Source organism: Pseudomonas sp. NFACC45 (genome assembly GCF_900113505.1).
Taxonomy (GTDB): domain Bacteria; phylum Pseudomonadota; class Gammaproteobacteria; order Pseudomonadales; family Pseudomonadaceae; genus Aquipseudomonas; species Aquipseudomonas tehranensis.
On record NZ_FOPO01000006.1, the window covers coordinates 70,659 to 84,012 of the forward strand.

At 60.1% G+C, this 13,354-nt stretch carries 11 protein-coding genes; 6 read left to right on the forward strand and 5 right to left on the reverse strand.

Features of this window, described 5'->3' with window-relative positions:
- Positions 1–137: 137 nt before the first annotated feature.
- The 6 genes from pqqA to BM132_RS12575 all read left to right on the forward strand — a co-directional run bounded on the left by pqqA (position 138) and on the right by BM132_RS12575 (position 5,375).
- Positions 138–212, forward strand: a complete 75-nt coding sequence (gene pqqA, locus BM132_RS12550; protein ID WP_003177660.1) for a pyrroloquinoline quinone precursor peptide PqqA — start codon at positions 138–140, stop codon at positions 210–212.
- Between the two features lie 81 nt (positions 213–293).
- Positions 294–1,205 carry a pyrroloquinoline quinone biosynthesis protein PqqB gene (pqqB, locus tag BM132_RS12555; protein WP_092400867.1) on the forward strand — a complete coding sequence of 304 codons (912 nt, stop codon included), beginning with the start codon at positions 294–296 and terminating at the stop codon, positions 1,203–1,205.
- A gap of 209 nt (positions 1,206–1,414) precedes the next feature.
- Positions 1,415–2,167 carry a pyrroloquinoline-quinone synthase PqqC gene (gene pqqC, locus BM132_RS12560; protein ID WP_092455666.1) on the forward strand — a complete coding sequence of 251 codons (753 nt, stop codon included), beginning with the start codon at positions 1,415–1,417 and terminating at the stop codon, positions 2,165–2,167.
- Positions 2,164–2,439: a pyrroloquinoline quinone biosynthesis peptide chaperone PqqD gene (pqqD, locus tag BM132_RS12565; protein WP_092455668.1), complete on the forward strand. Its 276-nt coding sequence runs from the start codon at positions 2,164–2,166 to the stop codon at positions 2,437–2,439. Before pqqC ends, pqqD begins: the two co-directional genes overlap by 4 nt.
- Entirely contained in the window at positions 2,411–3,580 is a 1,170-nt protein-coding gene (gene pqqE, locus BM132_RS12570) for a pyrroloquinoline quinone biosynthesis protein PqqE (protein ID WP_092455670.1), read from the forward strand. The genes pqqD and pqqE overlap by 29 nt, the downstream gene beginning before the upstream one ends.
- Positions 3,546–5,375 carry a S9 family peptidase gene (locus tag BM132_RS12575; RefSeq protein ID WP_092455672.1) on the forward strand — a complete coding sequence of 610 codons (1,830 nt, stop codon included), beginning with the start codon at positions 3,546–3,548 and terminating at the stop codon, positions 5,373–5,375. Before pqqE ends, BM132_RS12575 begins: the two co-directional genes overlap by 35 nt.
- Before the next feature lie 131 nt (positions 5,376–5,506).
- Here the strand turns inward: BM132_RS12575 and BM132_RS12580 are convergent, their stop codons facing one another.
- From BM132_RS12580 to BM132_RS12605, 5 genes are all read right to left on the reverse strand, one after another.
- Positions 5,507–5,665, reverse strand: coding sequence for a YqaE/Pmp3 family membrane protein (locus BM132_RS12580; RefSeq protein WP_092400858.1), 159 nt, complete (start codon positions 5,663–5,665; stop codon positions 5,507–5,509).
- 332 nt (positions 5,666–5,997) lie between these two features.
- Positions 5,998–7,776, reverse strand: a complete 1,779-nt coding sequence (locus BM132_RS12585; RefSeq protein WP_076383422.1) for an acyl-CoA dehydrogenase C-terminal domain-containing protein — start codon at positions 7,774–7,776, stop codon at positions 5,998–6,000.
- 218 nt (positions 7,777–7,994) lie between these two features.
- Positions 7,995–9,791, reverse strand: coding sequence for an acyl-CoA dehydrogenase C-terminal domain-containing protein (locus BM132_RS12590; RefSeq protein WP_092400855.1), 1,797 nt, complete (start codon positions 9,789–9,791; stop codon positions 7,995–7,997).
- A gap of 91 nt (positions 9,792–9,882) precedes the next feature.
- Complete coding sequence (locus tag BM132_RS12595) at positions 9,883–11,172, reverse strand: GGDEF domain-containing protein (RefSeq protein ID WP_092400853.1); 1,290 nt, start codon at positions 11,170–11,172, stop codon at positions 9,883–9,885.
- Positions 11,173–11,502: 330 nt separating this feature from the next.
- Positions 11,503–13,308 (reverse strand): phenylacyl-CoA dehydrogenase, encoded by a 1,806-nt coding sequence (locus tag BM132_RS12605; RefSeq protein ID WP_047228111.1) that lies wholly within the window; start codon positions 13,306–13,308, stop codon positions 11,503–11,505.
- Positions 13,309–13,354 lie beyond the last annotated feature (46 nt).

A 13,354-nucleotide genomic window follows, 5' to 3' on the forward strand; every position in this document is an offset into this window, starting at 1 on the left:
ATTGCGGCCAACGAATATGTCAGATTTAGTAACATAGCCGCCTAAGCATCTGAACATCTCCCTTCGGAGGTGGACTATATGTATAGGTCTCAACCGACCCATCCTGATGACAACATCCCACCTAAAGGAGTATTTCCATGTCTTGGTCCAAACCCGCATATATCGACCTGCGTATCGGTTTCGAAGTCACCATGTACTTCGCCAGCCGTTGATTGCTGCAGGCGGTTGAACGCGCAGCACAACGCCTCGGTCAGCCGGGGCGTTTTTTATTTCGGTTTGCAAATGGAGCGGCCATGTTTGTCCAGATTCTAGGTTCCGCCGCCGGCGGCGGTTTCCCTCAGTGGAATTGCAACTGCGCCAATTGCGCAGGTTTTCGCAACGGCAGCCTGCGAGCCCAGGCACGCACCCAGTCGTCCATCGCCATTTCCGATGATGGCGTGAACTGGGTGCTGTGCAATGCCTCCCCGGACATTCGCGCCCAGCTCCAAGGGTTCGCCCCGATGCAACCGGGTCGGGCACTGCGGGACACCGGTATCGGCGCCATTATTCTGATGGACAGCCAGATCGACCACACCACCGGCCTGCTCAGCCTGCGCGAAGGCTGCCCGCATCAAGTCTGGTGCACCGACATGGTTCATGAAGACCTGAGCACGGGTTTTCCGCTGTTCAACATGCTGACCCACTGGAACGGCGGGCTGAGCTGGAACCGCATCGAACTCGACCAGCCGTTCACCATCCCGGCCTGCCCGAACCTGCGCTTCACTCCCCTGCCGCTGCGCAGCGCCGCGCCGCCCTATTCACCGCATCGCTTCGATCCGCATCCGGGCGACAACATCGGCCTGATCGTCGAAGACCTGCGCACCGGCGGCAAACTGTTCTACGCCCCGGGCCTGGGCAAGGTCGACGGGCCGTTGCTGGAGATCATGGCCGCCAGCGATTGCCTGCTGGTGGACGGCACGATGTGGGACGACGATGAAATGCAGCGTCGGGGCGTCGGCACCCGCACCGGTCGGGAAATGGGCCACCTGGCACAGAACGGGCCTGGCGGGATGATCGAAGTGCTGGAGCAACTGCCCAATCAGCGCAAGGTCCTTATTCATATCAACAATACCAACCCGATTCTCGACGAAGACTCGCCCGAGCGAGCTGAGCTTGTACGTCGAAAGATCGAAGTGGCTTACGACGGAATGAGTATTGAGTTGTAGGACGGGCGCGACGATTGTGGGAGTGGGTGCGCTGTGTCAGCCAATCGCTGCTGGCTGATGAGACGCCATCGCGAGCAGGCTCGCTCCCACAGTAGTTTGAGTCGTACCGGATATTTCATGCGCTACAGATCGAGTGTGGGAGCGAGCCTGCTCGCGATGGGACCAACCCTGACGCCACAGAATCCACGGGAATTACCCGGAGAACCGAAATGACTGACACCCCCCTGTCCCCCGCCGAGTTCGAAGCGGCCCTGCGTGCCAAGGGCGCGTATTACCACATTCATCACCCGTATCACGTGGCGATGTATGAAGGCCGCGCCACTCGCGAGCAGATCCAGGGCTGGGTCGCGAACCGTTTTTACTACCAGGTGAACATCCCGCTCAAGGATGCCGCGATCCTGGCCAACTGCCCGGACCGGGAGATCCGCCGCGAGTGGATCCAGCGCCTGCTCGACCATGATGGCGCGCCCGGCGAAGACGGCGGCATCGAAGCCTGGTTGCGGCTGGGTCAGGCGGTTGGCCTGGATCCCGATCAACTACGCTCCCAGGAACTGGTGCTGCCAGGCGTGCGCTTCGCGGTGGATGCCTACGTCAACTTCGCCCGCCGCGCCTCTTGGCAGGAAGCCGCCAGCAGCTCCCTGACCGAAATGTTCGCACCGCAGATCCATCAGTCGCGCCTGGACAGCTGGCCGCAGCATTACCCCTGGATCGACCCCGCCGGCTACGAATACTTCCGCACCCGCCTGGGCCAGGCCCGGCGAGACGTGGAGCATGGCCTGGCGATTACCTTGCAGCATTACACCACCCGCGAAGGCCAGGAGCGCATGCTGGAGATTCTCCAGTTCAAACTGGACATCCTCTGGAGCATGCTCGATGCCATGAGCATGGCCTACGAATTGAACCGCCCGCCCTATCACAGCGTGACCGGGCAACGGGTGTGGCACAAAGGAATTAGCTTATGAGCTTCGACCGCAGCAAGACCCCACGCTGGCGCCCCGGCTATCGTTTCCAGTACGAGCCGGCACAGAAGGGCCACGTGCTGCTCTATCCTGAAGGCATGATCAAGCTCAACGACAGCGCTTCGCTGATTGGCGGCCTGATCGACGGTGAACGGGATGTGGCCGCCATCATTGGCGAGTTGGCCAAACAGTTCCCCGACGTGCCGGAACTCGGTGACGACATCGAGCAATTCATGGAGGTCGCCCGTGCAGAGCATTGGATCGAACTTGCCTGAAGTCCCTGGCTTGCCACCCAAGCCAGAAGTCGGCCTGCCGCTGTGGCTGCTGGCCGAGCTGACCTACCGCTGCCCGTTGCAATGCCCGTACTGCTCCAATCCGCTGGACTTCGCCGAGCAGGGCAAGGAGCTGAGTACCGAGCAGTGGTTCAAGGTGTTTCGCGAGGCTCGTGAGATGGGCGCCGCTCAATTGGGCTTTTCCGGCGGCGAGCCGCTGGTGCGCCAGGACCTGGCCGAACTGATCGCCGAGGCGCGCAGGCTGGGTTTCTACACCAACCTGATCACCTCCGGCATCGGCTTGACCGAGCAGAAGATCAGCGATTTCAAAAAGGCCGGCCTCGACCACATCCAGATCAGTTTCCAGGCCAGCGACGAACAGGTGAACAATCTACTGGCCGGTTCAAAGAAAGCCTTCGCGCAAAAACTGGAAATGGCCCGGGCGGTCAAGGCCCACGGCTATCCGATGGTGCTGAACTTCGTCACCCATCGGCACAACATCGACAAGATCGATCGCATTATCGAGCTGTGCATCGCCCTGGAAGCCGACTTCGTCGAGCTCGCCACCTGCCAGTTCTACGGCTGGGCGCAGCTCAACCGCGTCGGCCTGTTGCCCACCCGGGAGCAATTGGTGCGTGCCGAGCGTGTCACCAACGAGTATCGCGCCAAGCTGGAAGCTCAAGGCAATCCGTGCAAGCTGATCTTTGTCACCCCGGACTATTATGAAGAACGCCCCAAGGGCTGCATGAACGGCTGGGGCAGCATTTTCCTGACCGTCACCCCGGACGGCACCGCACTACCCTGCCACGGCGCCCGCCAACTGCCGGTGCAATTTCCCAACGTGCGCGACCACAGCATGCAGCACATCTGGTACGACTCGTTCGGCTTCAACCGCTTCCGCGGCTATGACTGGATGCCCGAGCCATGCCGCTCGTGTGATGAAAAAGAAAAGGACTTCGGCGGCTGTCGCTGCCAGGCCTTCATGCTCACGGGCGATGCCAGCAATGCCGACCCGGTGTGCAGCAAATCCGAGCATCACGGGATGATTCTTAAGGCTCGGGAAGACGCCGAGCATGCCACTCAGACGATTGAACAACTGGCCTTTCGCAATGAACGAAACTCACGCCTCATCGTTAAAGGCTGATTCTTTCAGCGCCACCCAGGCCGTTGCGGCAGGTATCGATTTCGCTGAGCTGCAGGCCGGGCCCCTTGGACTGTTCTGGAATGAATACCGTCCCCAAGACGGTGCCTGCCGGATCTGGCACTGGCAGGAGGCCAAGGCCCGATGCCTGACCCCGGACGGGTTCAGTGCGCGTAGCCGGGTTTATGAGTATGGCGGCGGAGCGTTCTGCCTGAGCGACGACGGTGTGCTGTTCGTCAATGAAGCCGACCAACAGGTGTACTACCAATCGCTGGCCGGCGAACAGCCCGTGGCGCTGACCTCAGGGGAGTGTCGATATGGTGATCTTCACTTCGCTTGCGGCCAGGTGCTGGCGGTGGAGGAGCAGGCCAATCAGCATCGCCTGATCGCGATCGGCCTGGCAGATCGTCAGCGCCATCTGCTGGCCGAAGGTGCGGACTTCTACGCTGCGCCGACCTTGAGTCCGGATGGTCGACGGCTGGCCTGGATTGAGTGGAGCCGCCCCCATCAACCGTGGACGTCAACGAGACTGATGCTGGCCGAGCGCAACGCGGGTGCCTGGGGCGAACCGCGTTGCGTAGCGGGCAGCGCTAACGAGGAGTCCATTCAGCAACCGCGTTTTGATGATTGCAGTCGCCTCTATTGCCTGAGCGATCGTGACGGTTATTGGCAGCCCTGGATTGAATCCGCCGACGGCCTGGAGCCGCTGCCCGCCGCCGAAGCCGATCACGCCCCTGCGCCCTGGCAACTGGGCGGCTGTACGTGGCTGCCGCTGGGCGAACGAGATTACCTGGCGAGCTGGACCGAGGCGGGGTTCGGACGACTGGGCCTCTGCCGCAGCGACGGCGTATACGAGGATTTCACCGGCCCCTATTCGCGTTTCCGCAGCCTGGCACTCGATGAGCGGTTCATTTATGCCATCGCCGCTTCGCCAGTCAGCCCGTCGGCGGTGATTGCCATTGACCGGCAAAGCCATGCAGTGGTGACGCTTGCCGGTGGCGTCGCACCGCTGCCCGCCGAACACATCAGTCGCCCCCGAACCCTGCGCTATCCCTCGGCTTCCAGCCTAGCCCACGGGTTCTTTTACCCGGCCATGAACGCCGAAGAAAAGCCGCCGCTGGTGGTGTTCATCCATGGCGGACCGACCTCGGCGTGTTATCCCATCTTTGATCCGCGCATCCAGTACTGGACCCAGCGCGGCTTTGCCGTCGCCGACCTCAATTATCGCGGCAGCAGCGGTTACGGCCGAGCCTATCGACAGGCGCTGTATTTGAACTGGGGCGTGGTGGATGTCGAGGATGCCTGTGCCGTGGTTGCATACCTGGAGGAGCAAGGCCTGATCAATGGCCGTTGCGCGTTCATTCGTGGCGGCAGTGCCGGGGGCTATACCACTCTTTGCGCCCTGGCGTTCCATGACGTGTTCCGTGCCGGCGCCAGTCTCTATGGCGTCAGCGACCCCATCGCCCTTAGCCGCGCCACGCACAAATTCGAAGGCGATTATCTGGACTGGCTGATCGGCGACCCGCAACAGGACGCCGCACGCTACCGGGACCGCACACCACTGCTGCACGCTGATCAGATCCGCGCCCCAGTGATATTTTTCCAGGGTGAACTGGATGCCGTGGTCGTGCCACAGCAGACACGCGATATGGTCGAGGCACTGGAGGACAACGGTATCGCGGTAGAAGCACATTACTACGCCGATGAGCGCCATGGCTTTCGCAAGGCGATCAACCAGGCTCATGCGCTGGAGCATGAATGGTTGTTCTATCGCAGGGTGATGGATGGGCCCCTATAGGGCAAATGCAAAACCAAATGTGGGAGCGAGCCTGCTCGCGATAGCGGTGGATCAGTCCATGGAGATGTTGACTGGATCTACCGCTATCGCGAGCAGGCTCGCTCCCACAGGTTATCTACAGCTATGAATTCTCAACGCTTGGCGATGATGTACACCGCGTGCACGATGCCCGGGATGTAACCCAACAGAGTCAGCAGAATATTCAGCCAGAACGCCCCGGCGAAACCGACTTGCAGAAACACACCCAACGGCGGCAGCAGAATGGCGATGATGATTCGAATGATATCCATGGATGACTCCTGAGGGGCGATGGCCACATTGCCATATAGCTCATGGACACCCGACCGCTCGTCAGGGTTCAGTGAGAAGCCATCCAGAAGGGATAAAGCGCGGAAAAATAAAAACGCGGACAAAAGAAAACCCCGCCGAAGCGGGGCTTTGCAGACTGTTTCCCTGACATCCATTTCGCTCCGCCATCCTGGCAGAATCCTACGTGTCCGTGTTGTTGCTTTGCGCATCCTGCGCGACGTCCATGTGAAGTAGATTAGCCCTGGATCCAATTGGCCGATAGAGGGAAAACGCCAGCACGCGATGTAAGCATTTGCTTACATCGCGGTGAATTTCAGAATTGCCCAGCGTCCAGCAGGAACAGCGACTCGCTACCCGCCTTCACTGAAGCACTCAACGAATGAATACGCGGCAGCAAGCGGGCGAAGTAGAACCGCGCCGTACCCAATTTGCTCGCATAGAAATCATCCTGCGCTTCTTTGCCCAAGGCGGCCTTGGCCATCAGTGCCCACATATAGGCATAGGCGGTGTAGCCGAACGCCTGGAGGTATTCCACTGAAGCCGCGCCGATTTCGTTCGGGTTGCTTTTGGCCCGGTCCAGCAGCCATTCGGTCAGTTCATCCAGCGTACCGACAGCGTCGTTCAACGGCTTGGTGAACTCGGCCAGATCACTGCTCGCGGTAGCCGTGAAGTGGCGGATTTCGTCAGCGAACAGCTTGTAGAACACCCCGCCACTGCCGACGATCTTGCGCCCTACCAAATCCAGCGCCTGGATACCGTTGGTGCCTTCGTAGATCTGGGTGATGCGCACGTCACGCACCAGTTGCTCCTGACCCCATTCGCGAATGTAACCGTGACCGCCGAAAATCTGCTGGCCATGGACAGTGGTTTCCAGTCCCAGATCCGTCAGGAACGCCTTCGCCACCGGGGTCAGCAAGGCCACCAGATCTTCGGCGCGCTTGCGGGTGGCCGGGTCTTCGCTGAACTTGGCGGTGTCCAGTTGCATCGCCACGTATGTGGAAAATGCCCGGCCACCTTCGTTCGAGGCTTTCATGGTCAGCAACATCCGGCGCACGTCCGGGTGGACGATGATCGGGTCAGCGACTTTGTCTTTGTTCTGCGCACCGGTTGGCGAACGACTTTGCAGGCGGTCACGCGCGTATTCGATGGCGTTCTGGTAGGAACGTTCACCGGTGGCCAGGCCTTGGATACCCACACCCAAACGCTCGTAGTTCATCATGGTGAACATCGCCGCCAGGCCTTTGTTCGGCTCGCCCACCAGATAACCCACGGCGTCGTCAAAGTTCATCACACAGGTGGCGGACGCCTGGATGCCCATCTTGTGTTCGATCGACCCGCAATTGGCCGCGTTACGCGCACCCAGACTGCCGTCGGCATTGACCATGAACTTGGGCACCAGGAACAGCGAGATGCCTTTCGGGCCTGCCGGTGCGTCCGGCAACTTTGCCAGCACCAGGTGGATGATGTTTTCGGTGAGGTCGTGTTCGCCACCCGTAATAAAGATCTTGGTGCCGCTGACCTTGTAGGAACCATCGGCCTGAGGTTCGGCCTTGGTGCGAATGATGCCCAGGTCTGTACCAGCATGCGGCTCGGTCAGGCACATGGAACCGGCCCAGACACCGGCGTACATGTTCGGCAGGTAGGCTGCTTTGAGCTCTTCACTGGCGTGGGCATTGATCGACAGGCAAGCCCCGGCGGTCAGCATGGGATACAGGCCGAAGGACAGGCTGGCGGAGTTGACCATTTCTTCGACCTGAGCCGAAACAGCCTTGGGCATGCCCATGCCGCCGTAGGTCGGATCACCACCGACGCCGACCCAGCCGCCTTCGGCGTAAGTCTTATAGGCCTGTGGGAAACCGGCGGGCGTGGTGACGGCACCGTCAGCCCAGTGGCAACCTTCTTCGTCCGCCGCACGGCTGAGGGGGGCGACGCTTTTGCTGGTGACTTTGCCGGCTTCCTCGAGAATCGCCTCGACGGTTTCAGCATCTACGGTCTCGGCCAGCGCCGGCAGTTGAGCCCAGAGTTTCGCGACCTCGAACACTTCATTGAGGACGAAGCGCATATCGCGCAGGGGCGCTTTGTAGTCAGCCATGGCAAACCTCGCAGGATCTAAACAATTGGTTCGTAAGAAAACGGTTTTTGCAGTGGTCCGAGTGTACCCCAACAACTTTTGCGACACATAGGGTCAGCCAGTGACTGTTTTGTTATTTTTAGTCATTACGGAAAAGATCGCAGGCTTCGCCAGCTCCTACAGAAGAGCGCGTACTCCCTGTAGGAGCTGGCGAAGCCTGCGATCCTTGTCCCCTCATATCAGAGGGCAAACAACTCCGCTGGCAGCTTCATCAAGCAATCGCTCCCCGCCTCAACCGCGGCCCGATGAGCGGCGGTCCTGGGCAGCAGGCGCTTGAAGTAAAACTCACAGGTCGCCAGTTTGCCCCGACAGAAATCCGCGTCACCTTCGCCCGCGTCAAGTTGCGCCTGGGCCACCAACGCCATGCGCAACCACAGATAGGCCAGGATGATGTAGCCGCTGTACATCAGATAGTCCACGGAGGCGGCACCCACTTCATCCGGATTCTTCATGGCCGCCATGCCAACCCGGGTGGTCAGTTCGCCCCATTGCTGGTTGAGCCCGTTGAGTTGCGCGACGTAATCCTTGAGCTGCGAATGTTCAGCGTTGGCGGCGCAGAACTTATGGACGATTTTGGTGAACCCTCGCAGCAACTTGCCCTGGCTGCCCAACACTTTGCGCCCCAGCAAATCGAGCGCCTGGATACCATTGGTGCCTTCGTAGATCGGCGCAATGCGACAGTCTCGCACCAGTTGCTCCATGCCCCATTCGCGTATGAAGCCATGACCGCCAAACACTTGCATGCCGTGGTTGGTCACCTCCAACCCCGTGTCGGTCATGAAGGCCTTGCAGATCGGGGTGAGGAACGCCAGCAGGTCTTCGGCCTCCTGGCGGGCGGTTTCGTCGCTGCTCAGGTGGGCGATGTCCAACAGTTGCGCAGTGAAGTAAGTCAGTGCCCGGTTGCCTTCGTTGAAGGCTTTCATGGTCAGCAACATCCGGCGCACATCGGGGTGGACGATGATCGGATCGGCGGCTTTTTCCGGCGCCTTGGGACCGGTCAGCGAGCGCATCTGCAAACGGTCGTTGGCATATTTGATTGCGCCCTGGAAGCTCGCTTCCCCGAGGCACAGGCCCTGCATGCCGGTGCCCAGCCGGGCATGGTTCATCATGGTGAACATGCAGTTCAGCCCCTTGTTCGGCTCGCCGATCAAGAATCCCTTGGCCCCGTCGAAATTAAGCACGCAGGTGGCGGAAGCCTTGATGCCCATTTTGTGTTCGATCGACCCGCAGGAAACGCCATTGCGCGGTCCCGCTTCGCCATTGGCGTCAGGCAGGAACTTGGGCACGATGAACAGCGAGATGCCCTTGGTCCCGGCAGGTGCATCCGGCAGTTTGGCGAGCACCAGATGAATGATGTTGTCGCTCATGTCGTGTTCGCCGGCGGAAATGAAAATCTTGCTGCCGGTAATCGCGTAGCTGCCGTCGGCCTGAGGCAAGGCGCGGGTTTTGATGATGCCCAGGTCCGTGCCGCAATGAGCTTCGGTGAGGCACATCGTGCCGGTCCATTGACCGGCCGTGAGCTTGGTGAGGTAGGCCTGTTTCTGTTCTTCGGTGCCGTGGGCATGAATGGCCGACATGGCACCGTGGGTCAGGCCTGGGTACATGCCCCAGGACGTGTTGCTGGAGCCGACCATTTCGCTGATGACCAGGCCCAGGGAACTGGGCAATCCTTGGCCGCCGTAAGCCGGGTCCGCCGCCAGCCCGTGCCAGCCGCCCTCCACGTACTGTGCAAACGCCTGCTTGAAGCCGGTAGGCGTGGTGACCACGCCATTGTCGAAATGGCAGCCTTCTTCGTCACCGGAGCGATTGAGCGGCGCCAGCACGTTCTCACAGAACCTGGCGCCCTCTTCGAGAATGGCGCTGACCATGTCCGGGCTGGCATCGCCGGCTCCCAGTTCAGCATAGCGGCCATGGAAATCGAAGACGTGATCGATCAGAAAGCGCATGTCGCGCAGCGGGGCTTTGTACTCGGGCATGGTGGTCTTCTCCGGTAACAGGTCGTTCAAACCTACTGCCGGCCACCGAGGCTCACAATCACAGTCCAGACGCTGAATGCGCCGTCATCACTCAACCCGCGGCAGCTTCCATGCGTACCGCACCGCGACGGTTCTGCCCATAGGCCATCACACAGTTACGCCCGGCCCCCTTGGCGTTGTAGAGCGCCTGGTCGGCGGACTTGAGCACTTCTTCGGGGGTGCGCTGTTCGATGCGTTCGGCCACGCCGATGCTGACCGTCACCGATACACTGGATGCCCCGGCACCGGCACGACGCTGGCGACCTTGTTGATCATCCTGGGGACGACTGTCGGGATTGCGTAGTTGGATGCTGTAGTTCGCGATGGATTCGCGAATGACCTCCAGATGAGGCATGCACTCCTCGATGGTCTTGCCTGCAAATACCAGCGCAAATTCCTCTCCACCGTAGCGATAAGCCCTACCGCCGCCGCTGATTTTCGACAGTTTGCTGGCGACCAGCCGCAGCACCTGATCACCCACGTCATGGCCGTGGGTGTCGTTGAATTTCTTGAAATGGTCCACGTCGCTCATCGCCAAAACATAATTGCGACCCAGGCGCTGCATGCGCTCATTCAGCGCCCGACGCCCCGGCAGGCCGGTCAGTTCGTCACGGAACGCCATCTGATAAGCCTCGTGGGCGACCGCCGCCGCGATCATCAGCATCACCTGGCTGCACATGATGTTCAGGGTAAATGGCAGGATGAAGGTCTTGGGCAACATCCAGAACACCCCGAGCAAACCCACCAATTGCGCGGCATGCAACGGTCGCGGATGGCGCCAGTATTGCCAGGCCAGCAACACAAAGGCTGCGATGAACACCGGGTAGGACAACTGGATCAGGCTCATCCAGGCACCGTGCAACGCCGGCCAGCGGATCTCGGAAAGCCACAACAGCAGAGCCTGGGGATAACTTTGTTCCAGGGCCAGCGCCACGCTGCCAAAGATCAGCAGCACCGCGAACCGCGCCACCATGTCCTGGAACAAATGAGTCCGCTCCTGCCACGCGGCGAACAGGCCAAACAACAGCGGCAACAACAGGCAGACGAGGTGAAACACCACCGCTGCGTCTTCGCGCACCTTGCCGTTGTCGCGGTAGAAGTCGGTCTGGGTGTCCAGCAGGAAGTAGGCGATGTACACCGTGATCATCAGAAACAGCTCACGCTGACGTCGGTAAACGGCGCAATACGCACCTCCTAGCAACAACACCAATGTAGGAAGGACGTTGAACAGGGAGGTGAAAAAGACATTGAGATCCTTGACGTAGGCAGCCGCAAGCCCCGCCAGCAACAGCACCAATGACGGTAGGAAATGACTGAGACGTACAGCGGAAGAACGCGGCAAGGGTAAAGCTCCGACCCGGCTGATCAAAGATGGCATTGTGCCTGCTACTGGAGCATTAAGGCACGCGAGATGTGACAGATATCACACTGCCATCCTTGTAACGGCAGGAAGGAGTGATTTCTTAGGGTTCAGTTTGATGAATGTTTTCCCATGGCTGCGCAGATTCTCTGTGGGAGCGAGCCTGCTCGCGATAGCTATAGGTCAGTTGATACTAATGTGTCTGACCCACCGCTATCGCGAGCAGGCTCGCTCCCACAGGAGGACGGAGGCGGACATAAAAAAAGCCGCTGCTCCCGAAGAAACAGCGGCCTGTGAAGAATCGCTTAAGGCTTAGTAGCCCAGTGCGAAGTCTTCTTCTTTCATGTCCATCAGGTTGTTGGCGCCCGACAACATGGTTGCCACGTGAGTGCGGGTACGTGGCAGGATGCGCTGGAAGTAGAAGCGCGCGGTCTGCAGCTTGGCGGTGTAGAAAGCTTCTTCGGTGGTGCCGGCGGCGAGTTTTTCCGCCGCCAGGCGCGCCATGTCAGCCCAGAAGTAGGCCAGGCAGGCGTAACCGGAGTACATCAGGTAGTCCACCGAGGCCGCGCCAACTTCTTCGCGGTCTTTCATGGCCGCCATACCGACCTTCATGGTCAGTTCGCCCCATTCCTTGTTCAGCGCAGCCAGAGGTTCTACGAACTCTTTGACCGCGTCGTTGCCTTCGTTGCTTTGGCAGAACTTGTGAACGATCTTGGTGAAGCCCTTGAGCGCTTCGCCCTGGGTCATCAGCACTTTGCGGCCCAGCAGGTCGAGGGCCTGGATGCCGGTGGTGCCTTCGTACAGCATCGAAATGCGGCTGTCGCGAACGTTCTGCTCCATGCCCCACTCGGCGATGAAGCCGTGACCACCGTAGATCTGCACACCGTGGTTGGCCGATTCGAAGCCGACTTCAGTCATGAACGCCTTGGCGATCGGCGTCATGAACGCCAGCAGCGCATCGGCTTTTTTCTTCTCTTCTTCGTCGACGCCGTATTTGACGATGTCCACTTGCTTGGCAGTGAAGTAAACCATCGCCCGGTTACCTTCGGCGAAGGCCTTCATGGTCAACAGCATGCGACGCACGTCAGGGTGCACGATGATTGGGTCGGCGGCTTTGTCCGGCGCTTTCGGGCCGGTCAGGGAACGCATTTGCAGGCGGTCACGGGCGTACTTCAGGCCACCCTGGAAACCGATTTCGGCGTGGGCCAAGCCTTGCAGCGCGGTGCCCAGGCGTGCGGTGTTCATGAAGGTGAACATGCAGTTCAAGCCTTTGTTCGCCGGGCCGATCAGGAAACCGGTGGCCGCGTCGAAGTTCATCACGCAGGTGGCGTTGCCGTGGATGCCCATCTTGTGTTCCAGCGAACCGCAGCTCACCGCATTGCGCTGACCGATGGAACCGTCTGCGTTAGGCAGGAACTTGGGAACGATGAACAGCGAGATACCTTTGGTACCGGCCGGGGCGTCCGGCAGACGTGCCAGAACGATGTGGACGATGTTGTCGGCCATGTCGTGTTCGCCGGCCGAAATGAAGATCTTGGTGCCGCTGACCTTGTACGAACCGTCGGCCTGTGGCTCGGCCTTGGTGCGCAGCATGCCCAGGTCAGTGCCGCAGTGCGGCTCGGTCAGGCACATGGTGCCGGTCCATTCGCCGGAAACCAGCTTGGTCAGGTACGCCTCTTGCTGCTCGGGCGTACCGTGCTCGGAAATAGTGTTCATCGCACCGTGGGACAGGCCTGGGTACATGCCCCACGACCAGTTGGCTTCGCCGACCATCTCGCTGACCGCCAGGCCCAGGGACTCCGGCAGGCCTTGACCACCATGCTCCACGTCGTGGGCCAGGCTTGGCCAGCCGCCTTCGACGAATTGCTTGTAGGCTTCCTTGAAGCCGCTCGGGGTCTTCACACCGGATTCGCTCCAGGTGCAGCCCTCAATGTCGCCCACACGGTTCAGCGGTGCCAGCACCTGCTCACAAAACTTGGCACCTTCTTCAAGAATGGCGTCAACCATGTCTGGAGTTGCGTCCTGGCAAGCCGGAAGGCTCTGATAGTGCGCTTCATAGCCAAGCAGTTCGTCACGAACGAAGCGAATATCACGCAAGGGGGCCTTGTAGTCAGGCATAGCGATAAACCTCTGCTGATGTAACCGGGAATGAACGACCGCATGG